Source organism: Leisingera sp. G5_S3_59_S7 (genome assembly GCF_054968485.1).
The window spans coordinates 1-24,817 of the sequence record NZ_JBQKUH010000008.1; the positions used below are offsets into that span (position 1 = coordinate 1).

The 24,817-nt window shown below is 64.3% G+C and carries 22 protein-coding genes and 2 tRNA genes; 14 read left to right on the forward strand and 10 right to left on the reverse strand.

Annotation, left to right across the window (positions count from 1 at the left end):
- Window positions 1-1,527, reverse strand: a 1,527-nt coding sequence (locus ACTRWG_RS06075) for a putative bifunctional diguanylate cyclase/phosphodiesterase (RefSeq protein WP_462829105.1), incomplete at its 3' end; no start/stop codon positions are given.
- 66 nt (window positions 1,528-1,593) lie between these two features.
- The gene (ttcA, locus tag ACTRWG_RS06080; protein ID WP_259971578.1) at window positions 1,594-2,481 is read right to left on the reverse strand and encodes a tRNA 2-thiocytidine(32) synthetase TtcA; all 888 of its coding nucleotides are present in this window, start codon (window positions 2,479-2,481) and stop codon (window positions 1,594-1,596) included.
- 120 nt (window positions 2,482-2,601) lie between these two features.
- Here ttcA and ACTRWG_RS06085 point away from each other — a divergent pair, with 120 nt between their 5' ends.
- Entirely contained in the window at window positions 2,602-3,138 is a 537-nt protein-coding gene (locus tag ACTRWG_RS06085) for a hypothetical protein (RefSeq protein WP_027235495.1), read from the forward strand.
- A gap of 2 nt (window positions 3,139-3,140) precedes the next feature.
- On the opposite strand, the gene yidD is transcribed toward ACTRWG_RS06085, so the two are convergent.
- The 3 genes from yidD to rpmH all read right to left on the reverse strand — a co-directional run bounded on the left by yidD (window position 3,141) and on the right by rpmH (window position 4,082).
- Window positions 3,141-3,371 carry a membrane protein insertion efficiency factor YidD gene (gene yidD / locus ACTRWG_RS06090; RefSeq protein ID WP_259971580.1) on the reverse strand — a complete coding sequence of 77 codons (231 nt, stop codon included), beginning with the start codon at window positions 3,369-3,371 and terminating at the stop codon, window positions 3,141-3,143.
- A 127-nt stretch (window positions 3,372-3,498) separates the two neighbouring features.
- Window positions 3,499-3,924 carry a ribonuclease P protein component gene (gene rnpA / locus ACTRWG_RS06095; protein WP_462829106.1) on the reverse strand — a complete coding sequence of 142 codons (426 nt, stop codon included), beginning with the start codon at window positions 3,922-3,924 and terminating at the stop codon, window positions 3,499-3,501.
- Window positions 3,925-3,947: 23 nt separating this feature from the next.
- Complete coding sequence (gene rpmH / locus ACTRWG_RS06100; RefSeq protein WP_008554144.1) at window positions 3,948-4,082, reverse strand: 50S ribosomal protein L34; 135 nt, start codon at window positions 4,080-4,082, stop codon at window positions 3,948-3,950.
- A 319-nt stretch (window positions 4,083-4,401) separates the two neighbouring features.
- On the opposite strand from rpmH, the gene ACTRWG_RS06105 reads away from it, so the two are divergent.
- The 4 genes from ACTRWG_RS06105 (at window position 4,402) to ACTRWG_RS06120 (ending at window position 8,172) form a co-directional block, all read left to right on the forward strand.
- Complete coding sequence (locus tag ACTRWG_RS06105) at window positions 4,402-5,175, forward strand: TVP38/TMEM64 family protein (RefSeq protein WP_462829107.1); 774 nt, start codon at window positions 4,402-4,404, stop codon at window positions 5,173-5,175.
- A gap of 2 nt (window positions 5,176-5,177) precedes the next feature.
- Window positions 5,178-6,596, forward strand: coding sequence for a dihydrolipoyl dehydrogenase family protein (locus ACTRWG_RS06110; RefSeq protein WP_462829108.1), 1,419 nt, complete (start codon window positions 5,178-5,180; stop codon window positions 6,594-6,596).
- A gap of 15 nt (window positions 6,597-6,611) precedes the next feature.
- On the forward strand, window positions 6,612-7,997 hold the full coding sequence (locus ACTRWG_RS06115) for a sensor histidine kinase (protein ID WP_027235490.1): 1,386 nt from the start codon (window positions 6,612-6,614) through the stop codon (window positions 7,995-7,997).
- A gap of 98 nt (window positions 7,998-8,095) precedes the next feature.
- Window positions 8,096-8,172: transfer RNA gene (locus ACTRWG_RS06120), tRNA-Arg, on the forward strand.
- A 402-nt stretch (window positions 8,173-8,574) separates the two neighbouring features.
- Here the strand turns inward: ACTRWG_RS06120 and ACTRWG_RS06125 are convergent.
- Both ACTRWG_RS06125 and ACTRWG_RS06130 read right to left on the reverse strand, forming a co-directional pair.
- The gene (locus ACTRWG_RS06125; protein ID WP_462829109.1) at window positions 8,575-10,146 is read right to left on the reverse strand and encodes an SGNH/GDSL hydrolase family protein; all 1,572 of its coding nucleotides are present in this window, start codon (window positions 10,144-10,146) and stop codon (window positions 8,575-8,577) included.
- Between the two features lie 234 nt (window positions 10,147-10,380).
- A complete protein-coding gene (locus ACTRWG_RS06130) occupies window positions 10,381-11,718 on the reverse strand; it encodes an aminotransferase-like domain-containing protein (protein ID WP_462829110.1) in 1,338 nt (445 codons plus the stop codon).
- Between the two features lie 88 nt (window positions 11,719-11,806).
- On the opposite strand from ACTRWG_RS06130, the gene ACTRWG_RS06135 reads away from it, so the two are divergent.
- Window positions 11,807-12,973 carry an MFS transporter gene (locus ACTRWG_RS06135; protein ID WP_260029378.1) on the forward strand — a complete coding sequence of 389 codons (1,167 nt, stop codon included), beginning with the start codon at window positions 11,807-11,809 and terminating at the stop codon, window positions 12,971-12,973.
- Between the two features lie 124 nt (window positions 12,974-13,097).
- A complete protein-coding gene (locus ACTRWG_RS06140; RefSeq protein ID WP_462829111.1) occupies window positions 13,098-14,099 on the forward strand; it encodes a capsular polysaccharide export protein, LipB/KpsS family in 1,002 nt (333 codons plus the stop codon).
- Between the two features lie 42 nt (window positions 14,100-14,141).
- Here ACTRWG_RS06140 and ACTRWG_RS06145 read toward each other — a convergent pair whose 3' ends face one another.
- The gene (locus ACTRWG_RS06145) at window positions 14,142-15,029 is read right to left on the reverse strand and encodes a LysR substrate-binding domain-containing protein (protein ID WP_051357773.1); all 888 of its coding nucleotides are present in this window, start codon (window positions 15,027-15,029) and stop codon (window positions 14,142-14,144) included.
- A gap of 112 nt (window positions 15,030-15,141) precedes the next feature.
- On the opposite strand from ACTRWG_RS06145, the gene glyA reads away from it, so the two are divergent.
- From glyA to ACTRWG_RS06180, 7 genes are all read left to right on the forward strand, one after another.
- Window positions 15,142-16,407: a serine hydroxymethyltransferase gene (gene glyA / locus ACTRWG_RS06150; RefSeq protein WP_462829112.1), complete on the forward strand. Its 1,266-nt coding sequence runs from the start codon at window positions 15,142-15,144 to the stop codon at window positions 16,405-16,407.
- Window positions 16,408-16,682: 275 nt separating this feature from the next.
- Window positions 16,683-18,245: an ABC transporter substrate-binding protein gene (locus tag ACTRWG_RS06155; protein WP_027235485.1), complete on the forward strand. Its 1,563-nt coding sequence runs from the start codon at window positions 16,683-16,685 to the stop codon at window positions 18,243-18,245.
- 146 nt (window positions 18,246-18,391) lie between these two features.
- On the forward strand, window positions 18,392-19,372 hold the full coding sequence (locus tag ACTRWG_RS06160) for an ABC transporter permease (RefSeq protein WP_027235484.1): 981 nt from the start codon (window positions 18,392-18,394) through the stop codon (window positions 19,370-19,372).
- Complete coding sequence (locus tag ACTRWG_RS06165) at window positions 19,369-20,319, forward strand: ABC transporter permease (protein WP_027235483.1); 951 nt, start codon at window positions 19,369-19,371, stop codon at window positions 20,317-20,319. Before ACTRWG_RS06160 ends, ACTRWG_RS06165 begins: the two co-directional genes overlap by 4 nt.
- Before the next feature lie 4 nt (window positions 20,320-20,323).
- Window positions 20,324-21,319 (forward strand): ABC transporter ATP-binding protein, encoded by a 996-nt coding sequence (locus tag ACTRWG_RS06170; protein ID WP_027235482.1) that lies wholly within the window; start codon window positions 20,324-20,326, stop codon window positions 21,317-21,319.
- Complete coding sequence (locus tag ACTRWG_RS06175) at window positions 21,316-22,359, forward strand: ABC transporter ATP-binding protein (protein ID WP_027235481.1); 1,044 nt, start codon at window positions 21,316-21,318, stop codon at window positions 22,357-22,359. Before ACTRWG_RS06170 ends, ACTRWG_RS06175 begins: the two co-directional genes overlap by 4 nt.
- A gap of 13 nt (window positions 22,360-22,372) precedes the next feature.
- Complete coding sequence (locus tag ACTRWG_RS06180; protein WP_027235480.1) at window positions 22,373-23,293, forward strand: LysR family transcriptional regulator; 921 nt, start codon at window positions 22,373-22,375, stop codon at window positions 23,291-23,293.
- Window positions 23,294-23,384: 91 nt separating this feature from the next.
- Here ACTRWG_RS06180 and ACTRWG_RS06185 read toward each other — a convergent pair.
- Together ACTRWG_RS06185 and leuB are read right to left on the reverse strand one after the other, a co-directional pair.
- Window positions 23,385-23,461 (reverse strand) — tRNA-Pro (locus ACTRWG_RS06185).
- A 174-nt stretch (window positions 23,462-23,635) separates the two neighbouring features.
- The gene (gene leuB, locus ACTRWG_RS06190) at window positions 23,636-24,739 is read right to left on the reverse strand and encodes a 3-isopropylmalate dehydrogenase (RefSeq protein ID WP_027235479.1); all 1,104 of its coding nucleotides are present in this window, start codon (window positions 24,737-24,739) and stop codon (window positions 23,636-23,638) included.
- Window positions 24,740-24,817 lie beyond the last annotated feature (78 nt).

The window sequence follows — 24,817 nt, forward strand, 5'->3', positions numbered from 1 at the left end:
AATCACAGGCGTGTTCTGCAGTTTCGCCTCATGGGCGGCGATCCAGTCCAGCGTCTGCTCAAACGGCATCGGGCGGCCGATGCCGAAGCCCTGCACGTGGCCGCAGCCCAGCTGCGCCAGCAGCGCGTGCTCGCCCGCGGTTTCCACCCCTTCGGCCAGGGTTTCGAGGTCCAGCCGCTCTGCCATGGTCAGGATAGCGGAGATCAGTTTCTGCTGTTCCGGGTCCTGATCCGCCTTCATCACAAAGGAACGGTCGATCTTGATGCGGGAGATGTTGAAGCGGCGCACCGCGGCGATCGAGGCATGGCCGGTGCCGAAGTCATCGAGGTCGATGTGGCAGCCCAGTTCGCTGAGCGCGAGGATGTTGCGGGTGACCACATCATCGGGCTGATCGGTCATCACGGTTTCCAGGATCTCGACACAGAGGCGGTCAGCGGGCAGCTCAAACCGCTCCAGTTCCCATTTGATGCGCCCGGCCAGCCCGGGGTTGCGCAGCTCCTGGGTGGCGAAATTCACGCCGACGCGGGGCACGCTCACGCCGGCCGCGTCCCAGGCCTTGACCGCCACAAGGGCGTTGTAAAGCATCACCTGGCTGAGCCGGTCCATCAGACCGGCCTCTTCCAGCGCAGGCAGGAAGGTGGAGGGCGGGATCAGCCCCTGCACCGGATGCGACCAGCGCGCCAGTGCCTCGAAGCCCGAAACCCGGCCGGTGTCGGTGCAGATTTGCGGCTGGAACCAGGCCTGGATCTGGCCGGATTCCAGCGCCGCTGCGGCTTCGTCGCGCAGGTTGGAGCGGGAGTTGCCGCGGCCCGACATATCCGCCGAATAGGCGCGGATTCCGCCGGGGCCGTTGCTTTGCGCCTCGGCCAGGGCGGCAATGGCGGCCGCGGTCCATTCGGCGCTGGTTTTTCCCGGCGCCCGGTTGCGCTGGCAGAAGCCGATGGAGGAGGTCATGTAGATCGTGGTGCCGTCCAGCGGCACCGGTTCCTCAGCGGCGGATTGAATCCGGCCCGCCAGCTGGATGCACAGTTCCAGGTCCAGCTGCAGGGTAGGGGCCAGACAGATGGCAAACCGGCTGTCGCCGAGCCGGGCCACGACATCGTTCTGGCGCAGGGCGGAGGCGATCTGCGCGCCGCAATGCTGCATGATCCGGTCGCCGGCTTCCTGGCCGTGCCGGTCGGCAAGCTCCTTGAAGTCGTCCAGGTCGACGATGAAGACGGCCGACCGCAGGTCGGAGTCGGCGCATTCGCCGTAGATCCGTGCCGTCTCCTCCTCAAACCCGTCGCGCAGGATCATGCCGGTGATGCTGTCGCGGGGGCGGCCGCGGCCGCCCAGTTTGCTGAACCCGCCGGTTGCGGCGATCAGCACCGGCAGGCCAAGCGCCACCGACAGCAGCGCCGCCTCGCCGCCGAGCCAGTAGGTGGCCAGCGTCAGCGCGGGCAGGAACGCGAGCACGGGCGGCCCGAAAAGTGCGGGGGCAAGGGTTTGCCGGAGCCGTGCCAGGAGACCTGAACCCGTGTTTGTCATTCTCAGACCCTTTGTCTGCTGCCAGTCGTTCCGGCACGAGACTAAGGCGCTGTTCTAACCCGGGAGTTAACGCAGCATAGGAATTGCAGTATTTTCCGGCTCAGCGTCGGAATTCTTCAGCTCCAGACCGGCAAAGTCGAACAATTTCGGGTCCAGAAGATGCGAGGGCCGCGCGTTCATCAGCGCCCGGAACATCACCTGGCGGCGTCCGGGCGAGTTTGATTCCCACTGGTCCAGGATCTGCTTGACCTGCTGGCGCTGAAGCCCGTCCTGGCTGCCGCAGAGGTCGCAGGGGATGATCGGGTAATTCATGGAGCGCGCGAATTTCTCGCAGTCGGCCTCGGCCACATGGGCGAGCGGGCGGAACACGAACAGGTCGCCTTCCTCGTTGACCAGCTTGGGCGGCATGGTCGCGAGGCGGCCGCCGTGGAACAGGTTCATGAAGAAGGTTTCCAGGATGTCGTCGCGGTGATGGCCCAGCACCACTGCTGAGCAGCCTTCTTCGCGAGCGATGCGGTAGAGGTTGCCGCGGCGCAGGCGCGAGCACAGCGCGCAATAGGTCCGCCCCTGCGGCACCTTGTCGACGACGATGGAATAGGTGTCCTGGTATTCGATCCGGTGCGGCACGCCCATCTTTTCCAGAAACTCCGGCAGCACCGTGGCCGGAAAGCCCGGCTGGCCCTGGTCCAGGTTGCAGGCCAGCAGATCAACGGGCAAGAGGCCGCGCCATTTCAGCTCATAGAGAACTGCCAGCAGGGTATAGCTGTCCTTGCCGCCCGACAGGCAGACCAGCCACTTGGGTGTGCTGCAGTCCTCGCGGCGCTCGACCATGCCGTATTGGTCGATCGCTTCACGCGCATGGCGCACAATGCGCTTCCTGAGCTTCTTGAACTCAGTGGTCGCGGGGGCGCCGGCAAACAGCGGATGGATTTCGTCCAGGTCATCATCAAGCATGGGCGCGCCCTAGCCGAGGACGGGCGTTTTGCCAAGGAAAAAAGGTGTGCAACGCTAGGGGGCGGCGGCAACGCGCGCTAAGCTGGCGCGGTAAGGCGATTTGATCAGTGAGGGCATTTGATGAGCGAAGACAGCAAGGAGGCGCGGATTGTCCGCAAGGCCGTGGGCGAGGCGGAGACCGGCCTGAAGGGGCTGGAGAAAGAGCTGCGCGGCGTGGTCAAGCAGTTCGAGAAGGGTGCGATGACGCCCGCCAAGGGCAAGGCCGCGGCGCAGAAAGTCACGGCCTTCATGAAGAAGCAGTCGCAGGTTACCAAGCTGCAGAACGCGCCGTTCTTTGGCGAGCTGCCTATGGATGTGCAGGACGGGGTGACCTGGCTGGACAGCGTGGTGAATGAGCTGAACAACGTGCTGGGGCGGCTCGCCGGGGCGCTGAAGCTGATGCAGAAGAAGCCGGACAAGGATTACGGCATCCTGGTCAAGGCTTCACGCGAGCTGGAAAGCTATATCAGCCAGCCGCCCAAGGGTGTGGGTACGCTGCTGAAGGCGGCCAAGGCCGGGAAGGCGGCGGGCGATCCGATGATGGCGTTCCTGCCGTTCATCATCCTGATGTGGATGATCATCGACACCATCGCGCGCGGGCTGAACCGGAGGACGTGAGCTTAGTCTTTTCTATCCGGCACCGGGTCATAGCCGTCGCCGCCGAATGGATGGCAGCGGCCGATGCGGCGGATGGTGAGCCAGGCGCCCTTGATGGCGCCGTGTTTCTCCAGCGATTCCAGCGCGTAGGCCGAGCAGGTGGGCTGGTACCGGCAATTGAAGCCGACCCAGGGGCTGAACAGCAGCCGGTAAGCGCGCACGGGGAGTGCAAGGATATGGGCCAGAGGGGTCATGGCGGATAGATAGGGGCAGCCACGCGGTATGGCAATGAAGACAGCGCCCTCCCGCAGGGAGGGCCGGGCGCTGTCCGGCCTGTTGGCCGGACAAGAATGGCTCAGTAAGGCGAGGGGCCTGCGTGCGCTACTGGCCGTGAATTTTCTTCAGCGCATAGATCAGGTCGCGCTTCAGCTCCTCGAACGGGCGCTGGGCGGTCTCTGCGGCGCGGCCGATGAGCACGTAATCCCAGCCGGGACGGCCGTGTGCGGGCAGAATCATCCGCGCGGCCTCGCGCAATCTGCGCTTGGCGCGGTTGCGGGCGACCGCATTGCCGACTTTCTTGGAGCAGGTGAAGCCCATGCGGATGCCGCCATCATCCTGGCGGTTCCGGCCCTGCACCATCATGGCCTTGGTGCCCTGCTTGCGGGCAGGGGGGCGGGCGCAGGCGAGGAAATCACGGCGTTTGGCCATGACCTCAAGCTTGGGTGCATCCGATGCGCAAACGGACACCGCCGGAGGCGCGTCCCCACGGGCAGCGTTGCCGTCCTTGGGGGCCTCCGGCGGTGTCATGTCCGTCAGAACGGGAACTGAGCTTATGCGCTCAGTTCTTTACGGCCGCGGGCGCGGCGTGCGTTCAGGATCTTGCGGCCTGCCTTGGTGGCCATGCGCGCACGGAAGCCGTGGCGGCGTTTGCGAACCAGGTTCGAAGGCTGATAGGTGCGTTTCATCGCTCCGGTCTCCACATTTTTTCGTCGGGTGCGCGGAATCGCCCGCCCGGGGTCTATCTCGAAGCCCGGTCTTTAGGAGGGAATGACGGCCAAGTCAAACCCTGCAGGCCGCCTTTTCCGGGCAATGTGCAACATTTCTGCTAAAAACTGCCCCGCAACGGCCGGTCCGGACGCAGCGGCTGTAACATGGGGCCGGTGATTCTGCCACAAAGCTCACGAAATCCGGATCTGTGTTCAAGCACCTGTGAAGCGGGGCTGCTTGGCCTCGCGCCGGGGCCATTTAACACGTAGCAACAAACCCTGCAGCAGCCACGGACCGATGAGCGATATGACCGAGACCCCGAATTCCGACCCGCAAGCTGGATCAAAGCCCGGCCTGGCCCGCCACCTGCCGCTGATTGCGGTGGCGGCTGTGGCGCTGATCGGGGCGGTGGCGCTGAAGGATTATCTGACGTTTGACACGCTGCGCGACAACCGCGAGGCGCTGATGGCGTTCCGGGATCAGAATTACCTGGGTCTGGTGGCGCTGTTCATGGGGCTTTATATTGTCATCGTGGTGTTTTCGCTGCCCGGTGCGGCGGTGGCCTCGGTGACCGGCGGCTTTCTGTTCGGGCTGGCTTCGGGCACGGTGTTCAACGTGATCTCTGCCACCATCGGCGCGGCGGGCATCTTTCTGGCCGCGCGCATGGGGCTCGGGGCGATGCTGACGGCCAAGATCGAAGCGGCCGAGGGCCGGGTGCAGATGCTGAAGCAGGCGCTGCGGGAAAATGAGATTGAGGTTCTGCTGCTGTTGCGGCTGGTGCCGGCGGTGCCGTTTTTTGTGGCCAACCTGCTGCCGGCGCTGGTGGGGGTGAAGTTCCGCAACTTCCTGTGGACCACCGCGGCGGGCATCATCCCGGGCGCCATCGTCTTTACCTGGATCGGGGTCGGGGTGGGGGCGGTGTTCGACCGCGGCGAGGATCCGGACCTGAGCCTGCTGTGGGAGCCGCACGTGATCGGGCCGATCCTGGGCTTGTGCGTGCTGGCGGCAATGCCGATCCTGGTCAAGGCCGTGCGCGGCAATATCCGCGGCCGCAAGAACAAGGACAGCTGAACATGAACCGTATTGAATGCGATCTTCTGGTCATCGGCGCCGGATCGGGCGGCTTGTCGGTGGCCGCAGGGGCCAGCCAGATGGGCGCCGATGTGGTGCTGCTGGAAGGCCACAGGATGGGCGGCGATTGCCTGAATTACGGCTGCGTGCCCTCCAAGGCGCTGCTGGCCAGCGCCAAGGCCGCCTATGGTCAGGCGCATACCGCGGCGTTCGGCGTGGCGGATCAGCGCCCGCAGCCGGACTATGCCGCGGCGAAGGATCATGTGCACCAGGTGATCGGAACCATTGCGCCGGTGGACAGCCAGGAGCGGTTCGAGGGCCTGGGTGTGCGGGTGATCCGGGAGTTCGGCCACTTTACCTCTGAAACCGAGGTGGAGGCCGGGCCGCACCGCATAACCGCGCGCCGGATCGTGATTGCCACCGGTTCCTCGCCGCTGGTGCCGCCCGTTCCGGGGCTGGACAAGGTGCCGTTTGAGACCAACGAGACCCTGTTCGATCTGCGGGAAAAGCCCGCGCATCTGCTGATCATCGGCGGCGGCCCGATCGGCATGGAAATGGCGCAGGCGCATGTGCGGCTGGGCTGCAAGGTCACCGTGATCGAAGGCCAGAAGGCGCTGGGCAAGGATGACCCGGAGGCCGCAGCGCTGGTGCTGGAGGCCCTGCGCAGCGAAGGCGTGGAAATTGCCGAAGGCGCCATGGTGTCCCGCGTCGGCGGGCAGGCTGGCGCGATTGAGGTCGAGACCAAGGACGGCAGCACATTCCACGGCACCCATCTGCTGATGGCGGTGGGGCGCAAGGCCAACACCGACCGGCTGAATCTGGAGGCCGCCGGGATCGAGACCCGGGGCAACGGCATCAAGGTGGATGAGAGCCTGCTGACCACCAACAGACGCGTCTATGCCATTGGCGACGTGGCCGGCGGGATGCAGTTCACCCATGTGGCGGGCTACCACGCCAGCGTCATCATCCGCTCCGCCCTGTTCGGGCTGCCGTCCAAGGTCAAGACCAGCCATATCCCCTGGGCGACCTACACCGACCCGGAACTGGCGCAGGTTGGCCTGACCGAGACGCAGGCGCGCGACCGCTATGGCGTGAAGCTGGAGGTGGTGCGTTTTGAGTATGAACACAACGACCGCGCCATCGCCGAACGCAAGACCAAAGGGTTTATCAAAGTGATGGTCTCCGGCGGGCGCCCCGTGGGGGCCACCATCGCGGGGCATCAGGCCGGAGAGCTGATCAGCCTGTGGTCCCTGGCACTGGCCAACCGCCTGAAAATGAGCCAGATTGCAGCCATGGTCGCGCCGTACCCCTCCTTTGGCGAGATCAACAAACGGGCGGCGGGCGCGTATTTTTCTCCGCGGCTTTTTGAAAGCAGTCTGGTGAAACGCGCGGTGCGCCTGGTTCAGCGCTGGGTTCCATGAGGTAAGGGCGGCGGGATGCTCAACACGCTATCGGGCAGATTTCTGGTCCTGACCACGGTTTTCGTGATGCTGGCCGAAGTGCTGATCTTTGTGCCGTCGATCGCCCGGTTCCGCATGGATTACCTGTCGGACCGGCTGGAGCGGGCGCAGATCGCCTCATTGGCACTGCTGGCCGACGACATGCTGGAGACCGAGCTGGAAGCGGAACTGCTGGAAAACGCGGGCGTCTACAATGTCGTGCTGCGCCGGGACGAAATCCGCCAGCTGATGCTGGCCTCGCCCATTCCGCAGCAGATCACCGGCACCTATGATCTGCGCATGGCCGGGGCGGTGACGCTGATCAGGGACGCGATGCTGCGGCTGGCCACACCCGGGAATGAAATCATCCGGGTGATCGGCGCGCCGGTGCGCGATGCCGGGCTGCTGATCGAGGTCACCATGGAAACCGCCCATTTGCGCCGCGCAATGGTGGATTACGGGGTGCGGATTCTGATCCTGTCGGCGGTGATCTCCATTTTCACTGCACTGTTGCTGTTTGTCGCGGTGCGGATCGTTCTGGTGAAGCCGATCAAAAGCGTGGTTGGCCATATGCAGCGTTATGCGGCGGCGCCGGAGGATGTGCGCGGCATCATTCATCCCAGTTCCAGCGTGGTGGAGCTGCGCGAGGCGGAAGAGGCGCTGATGCAGCTGCAGACCGAGCTGACCCATGCGCTGAAACAGCGCGAGCGTCTGGCGCAGCTGGGCGGCGCGGTGGCCAAGGTGAGCCATGACCTGCGCAATATTCTGACCTCGGCGCAGCTGTTCACCGACCGCATCGAGCGCAGCGAAGACCCGCTGGTGCGCCGCCTGGCGCCGAAGCTGGTGAACTCGATCACCCGCGCGGTCTCCCTGTGCGAGGGCACGCTGGCCTTTGGCCGGGCAGAAGAGCCGTCGCCCACCTTTGCGGTGGTCTGCCTGCATGAAATTGTCGGCGACATCGCCGAAAGCGAGCTGCTGGCCGCCGGCAGCTCCAAGGTTGAGATCGTCAACACCGTGCCCGCGCCGATGATGCTGCGGGCCGATCCGGAGCAGCTGTTCCGCATCATCATGAACCTGGTGCGCAACGCCCGCCAGGCGATTACGGCCACCGGACAGGCCGGCACAGTGTCGGTGGCTGCCCGGGAAACCGAGGATGCCTGGTATATTACAGTGGCGGATACCGGTCCCGGGCTGCCGAAAAAGGCGCAGGACAATCTGTTCACCCCCTTCCAGGGCGGCGCCCGCAAGGGCGGCACCGGGCTGGGCCTGACGATTGCCGGCGAGCTGGCCCGCGGCCACGGCGGTTCGGTGAAGCTCAAGGAAACCGGACCCGGCGGCACGGTCTTTGAGATCTGCCTGCCCAAGGGCGATGGCACGATCTGAGGCGCTGGCGGGCCTGGCGGAAATGTGACAGGCGGATGAAACTATTTTTGTTTTTGGGGTTGCGACTCTGCGGTGCTACGATTAAACCCCGCCGCAGTGGACCGATAGCTCAGCTGGATAGAGTACTTGACTACGAATCAAGGGGTCGGGGGTTCGAATCCTCCTCGGTCCGCCACTTTCTCTCCCGCCGGATGATGAATAGGCCCACCGCTTGCGGCAGACCGTTTCTGTCTCACTAGAATTTCCGCCAGCGCTTTCTGGTCCGCCAGAGGCGAATCCGTGCTGATTGCCGTTTCGCAAGCCCTGGTGCCTGCGGGAGGGCAGGCGGGTCCATGAAACGGGAGGATGCCAGCCGCGCCAGTCTTGAACCCGCACTGTGCGCGGCCCAGGACAGACTTTAATCTCACAGCCAAGGCGCGGGCGATGCCTAGGCGGCCGAGGCGGCCCGGTGCGCAGGATGTTTTGCCCGCCGGTTGCCGCCATCATGTCTCAGCCTCGCCAAACCGGTTCAATCTCTCGCTGAAGACCGGTGCCGGCCTTCCGCTGCCGCTTTCACCTGCCCGGCATTGGCACGCGGTCATACCAGCAAGGCGTCGCCTGATTGCGGGGCGGAGACAGCGCCCCAGCTGTCGGCGGCCTGGAACCAGCCGAAGCCGTCAAGCTCTGCGGCGATATTGCCGCGGCCGTCGATGGCGCGGATGACCTCGATGCCGAAAACGGTAAGGCCGAGGCTGTTCAGCACACCGCCCGCATCACCAGCACTGAAGGCTGCATAATCCGCGCCCTCCAGCACGAGGTAGAGCGTGTCCGAGCCCGCTCCGCCCCGGAATGTGCCGCCCGAAGCGCCGCCGCCGCCGGCCAGCGCGGCCGCGGTGAAAATGAAGGTGTCGTCGCCCCGGCCGCCAAGGGCCAAATCGTTACCGCGCCCGTCCGCAATCACATCGTCGCCCGCGCCGCCGCGCAGGGTGTCATTGCCATCGCCGCCGCTGATGATGTCATTGTCCCGGCGGCCGTTCACGGTGTCATTGCCGCTGCCCCCCAGGAGAACGTCGCCGCCGCTGCCGCCCTGTATCTCATCGTGTCCGGTGCCCCCGAACACGGCATCGTTGCCCGCGCCGGCCCGTATAGTGTCGTCGCCGCCGAGCGCGAAGATCGCATTGGCCTTGCTGCCCCAGCCCTGATCTGTTGCGCTGCTGTCCAGCAGCGCTGTCCTGCCGCCGCCCATGACGAACTCACTGTAGGCACCCCAGAGCTGATGCGGGGTCTCGGCCGGGTGGATTGCGTCCCAGGCCAGAACCTGGTCGCTGTCGAAGCTGCTGCCGTCGATCAGGTAATCCGTCCGCTCTGCAAGGATCCCGAAGCCTGCCGGATCCTCAGTGAGTGCCTCCGAGACCGCAAAGAGGTCAACCGCCCGGGCATCGGTCCCGGCGCTGCGCAGATCAGAGATGCCGGCGGAGATCATGCCGTTGAAGGCGTCGATGAGAAGGTCGGCAAAGCCGGTATGCAACGGGGAGAGCGTGTCGAATTCCGGGTAAAAGCCTGCCCGCGGCTGGGTTGCCAGAAAAACAGTGCCGACCCCGGCGGCGGCGAGAGTGCCGGCGGCGGCGGTTACCTGCGCGATCAGCCCCTCCATCACCGGCGTTGCCAGCGCCAGGAACCCGGCCTGGGTGGCAACCTGCTGGTCCTGGACAGTGTCCAGCAGGCCGATGAAGTCGTTGCCCCCGATCAGCAGGAACGCGGCCGAATCCGCTGGCACGCCGCCAGCGGCATCTTCTGTGATATCCGAAATCTGCGCTTCGAGGTCGATCATGTCCTCCAGAAACCCGTCCCCCAGCGCCGTTGCGGTTGCGACGGCGTAGTTCACAACCTCAAACCCGCCCAGGGCTGCGGCATAGCTGGCATGGGTCATCGCATTGGTCACCGCGCCTTCGGGACCGATTTCGGAAAAGCTGCTGATCACGGTCTGCCGGGCCTCGATCTTGGCTTGGGCACGCAGGGCGTCCAATTCACCGGACGACGGTATGCCGCCGGAATCAAGGATCAGATCAGCCAGGATGACCGGCTCGATCACCGAGGCCAGAAGGTCCACTGCATTGCCTTCGTCAGTCAGACTGTCGCCGAAGTAGTAGACTCGTGAAAATGGGGTCATAACCATGCACTCCCGGCGCCGCCAGGGCTGCGCCCGATATCGTTAACCTGAAGACTGGAAGAGGCGCGGCCGTCTCAAGCGACGTACGATTCCGGTTTCGCTGCCCAAGCGCGTTCCAGATTCATGCTGCCACTGCGGGCCTTGCAAAGCAAGTTTTTCGGTTTGGCGCCGTTCGCAGGGCAGGTGCGCAATGGGCGCACGGGCCTTGGGCAAGCAGGGAGGCCGCAGCAGCCCTCAAACGGACCGGCCCTGGCTGAGCACCACCTCCCGCACGGTTTGCAGGATACCTTCCAGTTCAGCCTTCGGCACGCCGCCAAAGGCCAGCCGCAGCGCCTGCGGCGCGGCTGCGGTGGTTGCAAAGGGTTCGGCGCCGGACACAGAGATTGCCTGCTGCTTCAGCCGCGTCACGACAGGCTGGGCGCGGACACCCTTGCCGAGCGGCAGCCAGGCAAAGCCTGCGTTGGGGTGCGAAATGATGGGGAGGTCCGCAAAGACGCTTCGGCAAATGGCCTGGCGCTCTGCCCCGTCGCGCCGGCGGTTTTCCTCAGACCGGCTTAGCGTTCCGTCTTCGATCCAGCCGGTGACCAGCGCGGAAATCAGCGCCGGGGCGTTCCAAGTCGTGGCGCGTATCACCTCAAGCAGCGGTGCGGTTTGCGGCGGCGGCGCGATCAGATATCCCAGCCGCAGCCCGGTCGCGAGGTTCTTGGAAAAGCCGCCGGTGTACACGGTCCTGTCCGGCGCCAGCGCCAGAAAGCTGGGCGGCGGGTCGGGCTCCAGAAACGCATAGGCGGCATCTTCGATGATGAGCAGGCTGTGGCGCTCGGCAACGGTAATCAGACGGCGGCGCGCGGGCTCATCCATGACCGCCCCAAGCGGGCTGTGGACCGTCGGCATCAGGTAGACCGCCCGGATCTTGCGCTGGCGGCATTGCCGGTCCAGGTCCTCCGGGTCCATGATGCCCTGCGGCGCGCTGACCGGCACCAGCTCAAGCCCGCGCAGGGCCGCGGCGGATTTGAACCCGGGGTAGGTGAGGGTGTCAGCAGCAATGGCATCGCCGTGATTGAACAGCCCAAGGCAGGTGGCGGCCAAGCCGTGCTGGCTGCCTGACGTGACCAGCAGCTGCTCCGGGCTGATTGGGCCATGAAGCGGGGAGAGATGCCCTGCAATGATCCGGCGTTCGTGCATCCGCCCGCCGTGGGGCTGATAGCGCAGCATCGCCTCCAGGTCGCCGGCTGCTGCCAGCCGCCGCAGCCCGGCGCGCAGCATGGCGGCGTCAGCAGCCTCGCCGGGCATATTGAACACAAGGTCGGTGACACCTTCAGCCGCGGACTGGTGAACGCCAAGCGTCATGGGCAAGCCAGGGTCCCGCACGAATGTCCCGCGGCCTGCTTCGCCGGTGACCAGCCCCCGGTGTTCAAGCTCCTTGTAGACGCGGGTCGCGGTGGCAAGCGCGACGCCGGATGCCTCGGCAAAGGCCCGGTGCGTCGGCAGCCTGGAGCCCGGTGCCAGCTTGCCCTCGCGGATCGCCTTGGACAGCAGGTCGGCAAGCTGTGTGTATCTGGCTTTGCTCATGGACCCGCTGTCATTAGTACAATAGAAAAATTGTCATGGGTTGAACCTCGTGGCATCCCGGTCTGAAGTCAACCTTGAGGCCCGTGCCATGCCCCGTTTCCTTTTCGCGCCGCTGCTGGCCCTGTGCCTGTTCACGGTCACCTTTGCCGTCAACCTTCAGGCGCCGCTTTATGAGGCCTATGCGGCTGGCAGCAACCTTGGTGCAACGGCCGTGACAGTGGCCTTTGCGGCCTATGCGGCGGGGCTGATGCCGGCCTTGCTTCTGCTTGGCGGGCTGTCGGACCGGATCGGGCGCCGCATTCCGGTGGCGCTGGCGCTGGTTCTCGGCTGTGCGGCCACCGCGCTGCTGGTCGTCGCTCCGGGCTGGTCCAGCCTGGTGGCCGCGCGGTTTCTGCTTGGCGCCGGGACAGCCCTTGCAACAACCGCCGGGACAGCGTGGATGACAGAGATTCTGGGCGATAACCGTGCGCGGACGGCGGCTCTGACTGTCACGTCTGCGACCTCGCTGGGGTTTGGCGGCGGCGCTCTTGCCACTGGTGTCAGCTTGGCGGTCCAAGGGTCAACCTTGGTTCCGGCCAGCTATGCTGCCCTGCTCGCCGCCGCGCCGGTGCTGGCGGCACTGGTCTTTGCACTGCCCCGGACCGGCCGGCCGCAGCCGGTTTCCCTGCTGCGCTTGCCTGTGTTTCCCTCCGGCACCTGGGTGTACGGTGCGGCGATGGCGCTGGCGTGGTCCGCCACCGGCATGACCATTGCGGTGGTGCCCTTGCAACTGGCGGCGCATGGCCTTGGAGGCTGGACCGGGCTAGTGATCTTTCTGGCGATCTTTGCGGGCTTTCTGTGCCAGCCCATTGCCCGGCGGCTGACCAACCGACAGGCGCTTGCCGCTGGATTTGTTCTGGTTCCGCTTGGTTTCCTTGTGCTTTTGGGGGGCGTCTGGCTGCAGGCGCTGCCCTTGGTGTTGGCAGGAACCTGCATCACCAGCGCGGCGAGCTACGGGTTCACATATCTTGCGTCCCTGGCTGAGGTCTCGGTGCGGGCACCGGACGACCGTGCCCGCGCCACCGCGGGTTTGTTCGTCTATGCCTATTGCGGGTTTTCCCTGCCGGTGATCGCAAGCGGTGCGTTGGCCGATCTGCTGGGCCTTCTGCCCGCCTTGGCCATTTTTGCCGCAGCGCAGATGGCGGCGGCGGTGATGATCGCCGGGGCCTGGAGGCGGCGGCCGGGGCCCTCTGCGCTTGCGTTTGATGCCGGGTGAGCTCGGGCCGGAGGTGAATGCTTCCGCGGCGAAGCGGTTTGCCTTGCCGGCGCGCCCGGCGCTTGCCGCAGGCGCCTCGCTGTGGTTTCTGGAAACGCACTGGGGCAGACCGATCGGAACAGGTATGGTGAAGACGTCAGGACCGGCAGAAAAGGGCAGTTTTCGAAAGCTGAACATGTCGGGCCAATTGCTGACCGGCAAAACCCCGCTTGTCGTGCATGCCACCAAAGACTGGTATAGCAAGATCCGCTCGGGGCAGATCGACTTCTTCGAGAAGATCGCTGCCAGCGCGGCGGCGCATGGCCACAAGCCGCTGCTGGTCCCCGCTGAGAGCATCACGTCGCGGCTGGCCCTGGCCACCGGGCACAAACACATCACCGTGGGGCTGCGCAAGGCGCAGGGGCCCAATATCCTGCACGCGCACACCAGCTATTTGTGGGGGTTCTGGTATCTTGATCCCAAAGGGTATTACTGGTCGTCCTCGCTGGTTGATGCCGAATTTGATCCCTCGGCGGTGGACGCGGCCAAGGCCGCGTATTTCTTTAATGGCGTGAGCGGGCATATGAAGCGCGCGAATGTCTCCAAACTTGCGCAACCGGAGCGCGGCGCCATCCCGGCGGAGCCCGCCGCGGCGGCTGTGTTTCTGCAGGAGATCGACAACTTCAAGACTCCTGTCCATTATCTGACCACGCTGGAAATGATCGAAAACACGTCGCTGGCGGTGGAGGGGCTGGTTTATGTCAAACTGCACCCGGCGCAGGCGGATGAAACCAAGGACAAGGTGCTGCGGCTGTGCGCGCAACTGCCCAACGTGGCGGTGACACAGGCAAATGTTCACGACCTGATCGAAGCGTCGGACGTGATCGTTTCGCAGAATTCGGCCGTCGGGTTCGAAGCGCTGATGCACAAGAAACCGGCCGTGACCTGCGCCCGGATTGATTATCACCACGCCGCATTGGCGGCCCGCACGGCTGAACAGCTGCAGCACTGTGTCCGCACCGCGCCGCAGCAGCTTGGGGATTTTCCGTACGAGAAGTACTTCTATTGGTTTCTGGGGGAGAACATGCTGGAACCGCAGAAGGAAGAGTTCACCGACCGGGCCTGGGCGCGTATTGCGGCATTGTAAGAGCCGGGCGGGCGGAGCGCCGCAGGTGAGAACCGCCACCGGTCAGAGGGGGCCGGGAAACAGCGTCTGGCGGAGCGGCTCGTACGCTGGGGAGCGGGTGAACGCAGGGGTGAACCGGGCAACGATCCTTGCCTCCAGTTCGAGGGCGGCGGGAAACGGGCGCACCAGCTCGCCGCTGGCAAGAAGCGGCGCCACCAGCGCCTCGTGGGCGATCAGCACGCCGCCGCCGTGGCGGGCTTCTTCGAGCGCGACCGAAAACAGGGAGTGCACGATGCCGGCCCGGCCGATTGAACCGGTGCCGGGCTGGGCGTTCAGCCACATGTCCCAGTCATCTGCCCAGGCGCCGTCATGCAGAAGCGTCTCATCGTTCAGATCGGAAAGCGATGTGAGCCGGGCAGCAATCTCCGGCGCGCAGACCGGGAAGATCCGGTCCTTGCTGACTTCGGTTTCCCCGTCATCCAGCGCGCCGGATTTGTAGAAGAGGGTCAGATCAAATGGCTCGCGCGCCAGGTTCGGCGGGGCCTCCATCGCCACCACCGAGACCGAGATTTCCGGCGCTGCCTTGCGCAGCCGGCCCAGCCGCGGCGGCAGCCAGAGCTGGGCGATCGAGGGCAGGGCGGCAACCTTGACCTTGCCCGGAGCCGCCTTGGTCCGCAGCGCCTGCACCGCCAGGCCAAGCTGATCGAAGGCCCGGGTGAAACCCGGCGACAGCTCCTCTGCCAGCGGTGTCAGCGCCACGCCGCGGGCGTGGCGGCGGAACAGCGGCGCCCCGGCCCAGTCCTCCAGCGACTTGATGTGCTGGGTGACTGCGCCGGGCGTCACCGACAGCTCTTCGGCGGCGGCGGTGAAGCTGCCCAGGCGGGCAGCGGCCTCAAACGCGCGCAGCGCATTCAGGTGCGGGCCTTTGGGGCGGAGCGGGGCAATGGCCATACGGTTGAGCCTTAGTTTTTCTACGCGAAAATAATAGCAATACTGATTTGCTGTGAACAGGCCCGGCCCCGCATTCTGGAACCAGTTGAACAGCAGATGCGGAGGAGCCCCGATGCTGCAGCATTTCACCCGAACCGTCACCGCAGCCGACCCGCTGGTGGCCAAAGCGCTGGCTGGCGAAAAGGCGCGCCAGCAGGACCAGATCGAGCTGATCGCGTCGGAGAACATCGTCAGCCGGGCGGTGCTGGATGCGCTGGGCCACGAGATGACCAACAAAACGCTGGAAGGCTATCCCGGCAACCGCTTTCACGGGGGCGGCCGGTTTGTCGATGTGGTGGAGGAGGCCGCCATCGAGCGGGCTAAACAGCTGTTCGGCTGCGGCTATGCCAATGTGCAGCCGCATTCCGGCAGCCAGGCCAATCTGGCGGTGTTCTTCCTGCTGCTGAAACCGGGCGACAAGGTGCTGTCGCTGGACCTGGCGGCGGGCGGCCATCTGAGCCACGGGCTGCGGGCGAACCTGTCGGGCCGCTGGTTCGAGCCGCATCACTATGGTGTCGATGCGGAGAGAGAGGTTATTGATTATGACGCGCTGGAGGAACAGGCCGAAGCGCTCCGCCCGCGGCTGATCATCGCGGGCGGTTCGGCCTATCCGCGGGAAATCGACTTCGAGCGCATGGGGGCAATCGCCAGAAAAGCCGGCGCCTGGCTGCACGTCGATATGGCGCATATCGCGGGGCTGGTGGCCGCGGGTGAGCATCCGTCGCCCTTTCCCCATGCGGATATCGTCACTTGCACCACCACCAAGACCCTGCGCGGCCCGCGCGGCGGGCTGATCCTGACCAACAACCAGGACTGGTTCCAAAAGCTGCAATCGGCGGTGTTCCCCGGTGTTCAGGGCTCAATCCACAGCCAGGTGCTGGCGGCTAAGGCGGTCTGCCTGGGAGAGGCGCTGACGGGTGAGTTCAAGACCTATGCCGCGCAGGTGAAGGCCAACGCGGCGGTTCTGGCTGCGGCCCTGCAGAAACGCAGGCTGCGCATCGTCTCCGGCGGGACTGATACCCATCTGGTTCTGGTGGACCTCAGCCCCAAGGGGATTACCGGCAAGCGGGCGGAGGCGGTTCTGGAGCGGGCCGGCATCACCGCCAACAAGAATGCCATTCCAAACGACAGCCCGCGGCCGCCGGAATGGGTTGGCCTGCGGCTGGGCGCCGGCGCCGCCACCACCCGCGGCATGAAGGAAGCGGATTTCGAAGCGCTGGGAGGCATGATCGCGGACCTGGTGGACGCGGAGGCAGCCGGGGAAACTGGCGCTGCGGTCGCGCGCTGCAAGGCGCATGCGGCTGAGCTTTGCGCTGCGTTCCCGGCAGGCCCCGGCTGACGCTGACAGAAGGAACGGCAGACCCTCACATGCACTGCCGTTCCCTGTCCCGCCGCGGCTTTGACCGTGCCAAAGGCGTGCCCCAGTGCAGGAAAGCTTAGGAAAACGCGCTGTTTGGCGGCTGGCGCGTAACATGTAACCCTTTGCAAAGGCGCCGCTATTCCCTGTGCGCATAGCGCCGATGTGAGTCCTGCATACCCTATGCGATATCGGCATTTCACAGTTCCCGCGCCGCAGGCTAGCGTTTGCGGCATAATCACAGGGGAGTATGCCTAATGACGAAATTTGTCAGAAGCCTGGCGGCTGCTGCGGTGGTGGCAATGGCACCGGTTGCCTATGCCGAAACCACCGTGCGCGTTGCCTATGACGCTGACCCGGTCTCGCTCGATCCGCACGAGCAGCTGTCCGGCGGCACGCTGCAGCTGTCGCACATGGTCTTTGACCCGCTGGTGCGCTGGACCCAGGACCTGCAGTTCGAACCGCGCCTGGCCGAAAGCTGGGAGCAGATCGACGGCACAACCATGCGCTTCAAGCTGCGCAGCGGCGTCACCTTCCACAGCGGCAACCCGCTGACTGCCAAGGACGTCGACTGGACCTTTGACCGCCTGAAGCAGAGCGACGATTTCAAGGGCATCTTCGCCCCGTTCACCGATGTCGAAGTCGTTGACGACATGACCTTCGACCTCAAGACCTCGGAGCCCTATCCGCTGGTCCTGCACACCGCGACTTACATCTTCCCGATGGACAGCGCCTTTTATTCCGGCACTACTGCTGACGGCAAGGACAAGGCCGAAGTGGTCAAGCACGGCGACAGCTTTGCGTCCCGCAACGTTTCCGGCACCGGCCCCTTCATCGTCTCTGAGCGCGAGCAGGGCGTGCGCGTCGTGTTCGACCGCTATGCCGATTACTGGGACACCGAAACCGGCGGCAACGTCGACAAGATCGTGCTGACCCCGATCAAGGAAGACCCGACCCGCGTGGCAGCGCTGCTGTCCGGCGACGTGGACTTCATCGCGCCGGTTCCGCCGACCGATCTGAAGCGCGTGGAAGAGGCTGAGGGCGTTGACCTGATCACCATGCCCGGCACCCGCATCATCACCTTCCAGATGAACCAGAACCGCGTCGAAGCCTTCAAGGATGCCCGCGTCCGCAAGGCGATCGACTACGCCGTGAACAACGCAGGCATCGTTGACCGCATCATGCGCGGCTTCGGCACCGTGGGCGCACAGGCCAGCCCGGCGGGTTACCTGGGTTATGACGAGGCGCTGGCACCGCGTTTCGACCTGGAGAAAGCCAAGGCGCTGATGGCTGAGGCAGGCTATGCCGATGGTTTCTCGATCACCATGATGGCGCCGAACAACCGCTATGTGAACGACGACAAGATCGCTCAGGCGGTGGCTTCGATGCTGGCACAGATCAACATCAAGGTTGACCTGCAGACCATGCCCAAGGCGCAGTACTGGCCGGCGTTCGACGAGCGCGCAGCAGACATGATGATGATCGGCTGGCACGCGGATACCGAAGACTCTGCCAACTTCCATCAGTTCCTGTCCGCCTGCCCGGATGAAGCAACCGGCAATGGCCAGTACAACTCCGGCAACTACTGCAACGAAGAAGCCGACAAGCTGATGAACCAGGCCAACGCGGAAACCGATCCGGACAAGCGTGCGGAACTGCTGCAGAAGCTGGAAGGCATCCTGTACGACGAAGCGGCGTTTATCCCGCTGCACTGGCAGAACCTTGCTTGGGGCGCAAAGTCCGGCATGAACGCGGCAGAAATCGTGAACGCGCTGAACTTCCCCTATTTCGGTGACCTGGTTGTCGAAACCGGCAGCTAAGCCACTGAAAAGACTCGGGCCGGTCTCCCCCGGCCGGCCCGGGCCACCCCTATAACAAGCGGCTGCCAAGGCCGCGGTTGCAGGCGCCGCCGATCCGTTGGGCATTGCCGCCTGCGCTGTCATCGAACTCTACAAAGGTCAGGAAGATGTTTGCCTATCTCGCCAAGCGAGTGATTCAGGCGATTGCGGTGATGTTCGTCATCTCGCTGATTGCTTTTGCCATCCAGGGCAACCTGGGCGACCCGCTGCGCGAGCTGGTCGGCCAGTCGGTGTCCGAAGAAGTGCGCCAGCAGCTGCGCGATGAGCTGGGGCTGAACGACAGCTTCGTGACTCAATACCTGCGCTTTGCCGGCAATGCGCTGCAGGGCGATCTGGGCACCTCCTATTTCTTCAAGGAGCCGGCGCTGGACGTGATCCTGAAGAAGCTGCCCGCGACGCTGGAGCTGGTGTTCGGGGCCACCCTGATCATCGTCGGCTTATCAGTGCCGCTGGGCGTTTATACCGCGATCAAGCCCGACAGCATCATCAGCCGCATCATCATGGGCCTGTCGATTGTCGGAATCTCGATCCCGGTGTTCCTGACCGCCATTCTGATGATCTTTGTGTTCTCGGTGGAATACGGCTGGTTCCCCTCTTACGGGCGCGGCGACACCGTGCATGTCTGGGGCTATTGGGAGACCAACTTTGCCACCGCCGACGGCTGGATGCACATCATTCTGCCCTCCTTTGCGCTGGCGTCGATCATGCTGCCGCTGTTTGTCCGACTGATCCGGGCTGAGATGATGGAAGTGCTGCAGTCGGAATACGTGAAATACGCCAAAGCCAAGGGTATCAACCCGTGGCGCATCTACTTTGTCCACGCGCTGAAGAACACGCTTTTGCCGGTGATCACCGTGGGCGGCGTGCAGATCGGCACCATGGTGGCCTATACCATCCTGACCGAGACGGTGTTCCAGTGGCCGGGCATGGGCTTCATGTTCCTTGAGGCGGTGAACCGTGTCGATACACCGCTGATCGTGGCCTACCTGATTGTTGTCGGCTTCATCTTTGTGGTCACCAACACCATCGTCGACCTGATCTATGGCCTGGTGAACCCGACCGTGAACATTGCGAGGATGGGCGCATGAGCACCGAAACGCTGAACCCGAAATCTGAACCGTCGCGCTGGTCCAAGGTCTGGAATTCCAACATGGGCTACAGCTTCCGCCGTAATCCGGTGGCGGTGATCAGCATGGTTGTCTTCCTGATGATTGCCGTGGCGGCCTTTCTGGCGCCGCTGATCGCGCCCTATGATCCCTACGATCCGGGATCCATTGACATTATGAACTCCGAATACCCGCCGGTCTGGATCGACGGCGCCCTGCCGGAATTCATGCTGGGCACCGACGACCAGGGCCGCGACCTGTGGTCGACGATCCTGTACGGCACCCGCCTGTCGCTGCTGATCGGTATCTGTGCGGTGGCACTGCAGGCCTTTCTTGGCATCTCCATCGGGTTGCTGGCCGGTTATGTCGGCGGCCGCCTGGACAGCCTGCTGATGCGGCTTGCCGATATCCAATTGTCGTTCTCCACCCTGATGGTGGCGATCATCTTTCTGGCTGTGACGCAGGCGATGTTCGGCTCTGACACCTTCAACCGCTATGCCGTCGTCTTTCTGATCGCGGTGATCGGGGTGGCGGAGTGGCCGCAGTACGCCCGCACCGTGCGCGCCACCGTGCTGGCCGAGAAGAAGAAGGAATACGTCGACAGCGCCCGGGTGCTGGGCTTTGGCCCGATGCGGATCATGGTGCGGCACATCCTGCCGAACTCGCTGTCGCCGATCTTCGTGATCTCCACCGTGCAGGTCGCCAATGCGATCATCTCCGAGGCCTCGCTCAGCTTCCTGGGCCTGGGCATGCCGCCGAGCCAGCCGTCGCTTGGCTCGCTGATCTCCTCCGGCTTCGACTACATCTTCTCCGGCAGCTGGTGGATCACCGCCATTCCCGGCGTGGTGCTGGTGGTGCTGGTCCTTGTCATCAACCTGCTGGGCGACTGGATGCGCGACGTCCTGAACCCGAAACTCTACAAGGGGTAACGCGATGAGCCTTCTTTCCGTTCGCGACCTCACCGTCAAATTCGCCATGCGCGACCAGACGGTTACCGCCCTCAACGGCATTTCCTTTGACCTGGCCAAGGGCGAGCGTCTGGGCATCGTCGGCGAAAGCGGCGCCGGCAAGTCCATCACCGGCTTTTCGCTGATGAATCTGCTGAGCCGCCCGGGCTATATCGACAGCGGCCAGATCCTGTTCGACGGCGAGGATGTCGTTCAGATGAGCGACAAGCGCCTGCGCAACCTACGCGGCAACCGGATGGCGATGATCTTCCAGGATCCGATGGTGACGCTGAACCCGGTGCTGACCATTGGCCAGCAGATGATCGAAACCCTGATGGCGCACCGCCGACTCAGCCGCGAAGAAGCGCGCCAGATTGCCATCGTCAAGCTGCGCGAGGTGTATATCCCCTCGCCCGAGGAACGGCTGGAGCAGTACCCGCACGAGCTGTCGGGCGGCATGCGCCAGCGGATCATCATCGCGATTGCGCTGCTATTGGATCCGCAGCTGATCATCGCGGATGAGCCGACCACTGCGCTGGATGTGACCATTCAGGCCGACATCATGGAGCTGATGCTGGAGCTGTGCCAGTCCAACCAGGTGGGGCTGATCCTGATCACCCATGACCTGGGCGTGGTCAGCCAGATGACCGAGCGCACGCTGGTGATGTACGCGGGCCGGATCATCGAAGCCGGGCGGACCCGGGAGATCATCAACGACCCGCAGCATCCCTATACCCAGGGCCTGATCAACGCGCTGCCGCAGCAGACGGTGCCGGGGCAGCGGCTGAAGCAGATCCCGGGCAACATGCCGGGCCTGGCCAGCATTCCCCAGGGCTGCGCCTTCAACCCGCGCTGCAAATACGCCACCGACCTGTGCCGCAGCCGGGTGCCGGAAACCGTGCATTACGGCGAGGTCGAAGTGGCTTGCCATGAGGTGCAGCGCCTGCACAGCGATGAAGACCGTCAGGAGGCACGGGCATGAAGGACGTAAACACTGACCGCCCGCTGCTGGAGATCAGGAACCTGGAAAAGCGGTTCGATCTCGACCGCGGATTCCTGGAGACGCTGAAGTTCAAACAGGGCAAGTTCGTGCGGGAGACCCGCTCGGTCCATGCGGTGAACAACATCTCGCTGGAGGCCCGCAAGGGCGAGGCGCTTTGTGTGGTGGGCGAGTCGGGCTGCGGCAAGTCTACCGTGGCGCGGCTGGTGGCAGGGCTGCTGAGCCCGTCTGCGGGCGAGATCCACTATGACGGCCAGCGCATCGACAACCTGTCACGCGGCGCGATGCAGCCGCTGCGCAAGAAGATCCAGATGATCTTCCAGAACCCCTATGCCTCGCTCAACCCGCGCATGACCATCCGCCAGGCGCTGGAGGAACCGGTGCGCCACCACTATCCCAACGCCTCGGCGGCGGAAGTGCGGGACAAGGTGACAGAGGTGATGCTGTCGGTGGGCGTCGATCCCAGCTGGGCCAAGCGCTATCCGCATGAGTTTTCCGGCGGCCAGCGCCAGCGGATCGCCATTGCCCGCGCCCTGACGGTGGACCCGGAATTCATCATCGCCGATGAGCCGATCAGCGCGCTGGACGTGTCGATTCAGGCGCAGGTGCTGAACCTGATGCTGGAAGCCAAGGAGAGCCGCGGCCTCACCTATCTGTTCATCACGCACGACCTGAGTGTTGTGGAGCACTTCGGCACCCGTGTTGCGGTTCTTTACCTCGGGTCGGTATGCGAAGTTGCGGACACCGCGACATTGTTCTCCAACCCAAAACACCCCTATACTCGGGCCTTGCTGTCCGCGGTGCCGCAGCTGAAGGACGACCGGCCGAACCATATCCGCCTCAAGGGCGAGATACCGACGCCGATCAACCTGCCGACAGGCTGCCCGTTCCAAAGCCGCTGCGCCTTTGCGGACGCACGATGCAAGAGTGAAAAGCCGAAAGCCATTCACCAGCCCGATGGCAGCCTTGTTGCCTGCCACGCTGTCGAGGAAGACAGGCTGGATGCGGTGGCCGCCGGCTAGGACGGGACGCTAGTTGGACATCATCTGGCTCAAGGATTTCGAGGCTTTGGTCGCGTGCAAGAATTTCTCGCGCGCGGCCGAAGAGCGCAATGTCAGCCAGCCGGCTTTCTCCCGCCGTATCCGGGCGTTGGAGAATGAGATCGGCGTGCGGCTGATCAACCGCGAGACCCTGCCGCTGACGCTGACCCCGGCGGGGGAGGTGTTCCTGTCCCAGTCCCGTATCATGCTGCGCACCTACGAGGAAACCATCGAGCGCTGCCAGACGATTGATGCGGCGGGCGAAAACGTGATCCGCTTTGCCGCTTCGCAGTCGCTTTACATGACGCACTACAAGACCCTGATTGCGCCCTTGGCGAGCGAAGGCGGGGTGGATACCGACCTTAACTCCACCTCCTGGGCCGCCGATCAGTTCGTCAGCGCTTTGCAGCAGGGCTATTGCGATGTGATCCTGACTTACTGGCACCCGTCGATGGATTTCCTGGGGCCGCTGGAGGTCGCAAATTTCGAATACCTGACCCTGTCGACCGACCGCTATGTGCCGGTCTCGCGCACCACGGCGGACGGCGCGCCGGAATTCGGGTTTGCGGCCGGCAGCAAGGACGCGGTGCCGCTGCTGTCCTATGGCGCGGTGTCCGCGCTGCGCTCGGTGCAGGAGTTTGCGCTGACCCAGTTGCTGTCCACGCAAAAGGTCTTTGTGGTCAATCAGAACGCGCTGGCCAACAGCGTCAAAGCGATGATTCAGGAGGGGTTCGGCATGGGCTGGCTGCCGCTGAGCCTGTGCCGCCAGGAGATCGCCTCCGGCCGGTTTGCCATCGTAGACGAGCGGCTGGGCACCGACCTTGAAATCCGCCTGTACCGCGACCCGCGCAGCACCAAGCAGACGCTGGATGTGCTGTGGAAGCAGCTGAAACGCTCCGCAATGAAAGCAGCCTGAACGCCGAAACAGGCGCCTGCGAGGGGAGCTGTGGTTCTGTCTTGCTAACGTATTGAAAACAACAAAGGCGCCCGAGGGCGCCTTGTTTTATTGGTCGGAGTGAGAGGATTCGAACCTCCGACCCCTGCCTCCCGAAGACAGTGCTCTACCAGGCTGAGCTACACTCCGACCGTGGAGGGCGAAATAGCTCAGGGCGCGGGGTTTGACAAGGGCGATTCCACAGAAAGATGCGGTTTTCGGGAATTCTTTTGTGCGGCTGCGGGCCCGGTGCCGGACGGCACGAAAAAGCCCCGCGCGGACAACCGGGCGGGGCTAGGAGTGTTCCGGAGAATGTCCGGGAAATCAGAGGCTTGCGTCCAGCGCAGCAACCACGGCGTCGCCCATCTGGCTGGTGGAGACCGGCTCCACGCCTTCGCTGGCCAAGAGGTCCGCGGTGCGCACGCCGTCGGCCAGCACCTTCTCGACTGCGGCTTCCAGACGGTCGGCCTCGGCACCCTGGTCGAAGCTGTAGCGCAGCGCCATTGCAAAGCTCAGGATGCAGGCGATCGGGTTGGCCTTGCCCAGGCCCGCGATGTCGGGGGCAGAGCCGTGCACGGGCTCATAGAGCGCCTTGGGACGGCCGTTTTCCATCGGCGCGCCGAGGGACGCGGAGGGCAGCATGCCCAGAGAGCCGGTCAGCATCGCGGCGCAGTCGGACAGGATGTCGCCGAACAGGTTGTCGGTCAGAATGACGTCAAACTGTTTGGGCGCGCGCACCAGCTGCATGGCGCCGTTGTCGGCGTACATATGGGACAGCTCGACCTCGGGGTAATCGGCGGCAACGCGGGTCACGACCTCGCGCCACAGGATGCCGGATTCCATCACGTTGGCCTTCTCCATCGAGCAGACCTTTTTATTGCGGCGCATCGCCAGCTCAAACGCGGACCGGGCGGCACGCTCGATCTCGGACTCGGTGTAACGCTGGGTATTGATGCCGACGCGCTCGTTGCCTTCTTCGAAGATGCCGCGCGGCTCGCCGAAGTAGACGCCGGAGGTCAGCTCGCGCACGATCATGATGTCGAGGCCCGCGACGATGTCCTTCTTCAGCGAAGAGAAGTCCGCCAGCGCATCAAAGCACTGCGCCGGGCGCAGGTTGGAATAAAGGTCCATTTCCTTGCGCAGGCGCAGCAGGCCGCGCTCGGGCTTCACCGAAAAGTCCAGGTCGTCATAGGCGGGGCCGCCGACGGCGCCGAGCAGCACCGCATCGACGTCCTGTGCCTTGGCCATGGTCTCATCCGCCAGCGGCTTGCCATGCTTGTCATAGGCTGCGCCGCCGACCAGATCCTCGCTCACATCGAACTGCAGGCCGCGCTTGTCGCCGAACCAGGTGATGATCTTGCGCACCTCGGTCATAACTTCGGGGCCGATCCCGTCGCCGGGCAGAATCAGAATCGATGGGTTGGGCATGGGGATCCTCCAAAAAAACAGCTGGCAAGGGCGTAGCGGGACAGCGGGGCAGGGTCAATAACGGCCCTTGGAAATAAA

Coding starts and splice junctions, on each gene's coding strand:
- ttcA (WP_259971578.1), bottom strand. CDS start 2,481: ATGCTTGATGATGACCTGGACGAAATCCATCCGCTGTTTGCCGGCGCC.
- ACTRWG_RS06085 (WP_027235495.1), top strand. CDS start 2,602: ATGAGCGAAGACAGCAAGGAGGCGCGGATTGTCCGCAAGGCCGTGGGC.
- yidD (WP_259971580.1), bottom strand. CDS start 3,371: ATGACCCCTCTGGCCCATATCCTTGCACTCCCCGTGCGCGCTTACCGG.
- rnpA (WP_462829106.1), bottom strand. CDS start 3,924: ATGACACCGCCGGAGGCCCCCAAGGACGGCAACGCTGCCCGTGGGGAC.
- rpmH (WP_008554144.1), bottom strand. CDS start 4,082: ATGAAACGCACCTATCAGCCTTCGAACCTGGTTCGCAAACGCCGCCAC.
- ACTRWG_RS06105 (WP_462829107.1), top strand. CDS start 4,402: ATGAGCGATATGACCGAGACCCCGAATTCCGACCCGCAAGCTGGATCA.
- ACTRWG_RS06110 (WP_462829108.1), top strand. CDS start 5,178: ATGAACCGTATTGAATGCGATCTTCTGGTCATCGGCGCCGGATCGGGC.
- ACTRWG_RS06115 (WP_027235490.1), top strand. CDS start 6,612: ATGCTCAACACGCTATCGGGCAGATTTCTGGTCCTGACCACGGTTTTC.
- ACTRWG_RS06125 (WP_462829109.1), bottom strand. CDS start 10,146: ATGACCCCATTTTCACGAGTCTACTACTTCGGCGACAGTCTGACTGAC.
- ACTRWG_RS06130 (WP_462829110.1), bottom strand. CDS start 11,718: ATGAGCAAAGCCAGATACACACAGCTTGCCGACCTGCTGTCCAAGGCG.
- ACTRWG_RS06135 (WP_260029378.1), top strand. CDS start 11,807: ATGCCCCGTTTCCTTTTCGCGCCGCTGCTGGCCCTGTGCCTGTTCACG.
- ACTRWG_RS06140 (WP_462829111.1), top strand. CDS start 13,098: ATGGTGAAGACGTCAGGACCGGCAGAAAAGGGCAGTTTTCGAAAGCTG.
- ACTRWG_RS06145 (WP_051357773.1), bottom strand. CDS start 15,029: ATGGCCATTGCCCCGCTCCGCCCCAAAGGCCCGCACCTGAATGCGCTG.
- glyA (WP_462829112.1), top strand. CDS start 15,142: ATGCTGCAGCATTTCACCCGAACCGTCACCGCAGCCGACCCGCTGGTG.
- ACTRWG_RS06155 (WP_027235485.1), top strand. CDS start 16,683: ATGACGAAATTTGTCAGAAGCCTGGCGGCTGCTGCGGTGGTGGCAATG.
- ACTRWG_RS06160 (WP_027235484.1), top strand. CDS start 18,392: ATGTTTGCCTATCTCGCCAAGCGAGTGATTCAGGCGATTGCGGTGATG.
- ACTRWG_RS06165 (WP_027235483.1), top strand. CDS start 19,369: ATGAGCACCGAAACGCTGAACCCGAAATCTGAACCGTCGCGCTGGTCC.
- ACTRWG_RS06170 (WP_027235482.1), top strand. CDS start 20,324: ATGAGCCTTCTTTCCGTTCGCGACCTCACCGTCAAATTCGCCATGCGC.
- ACTRWG_RS06175 (WP_027235481.1), top strand. CDS start 21,316: ATGAAGGACGTAAACACTGACCGCCCGCTGCTGGAGATCAGGAACCTG.
- leuB (WP_027235479.1), bottom strand. CDS start 24,739: ATGCCCAACCCATCGATTCTGATTCTGCCCGGCGACGGGATCGGCCCC.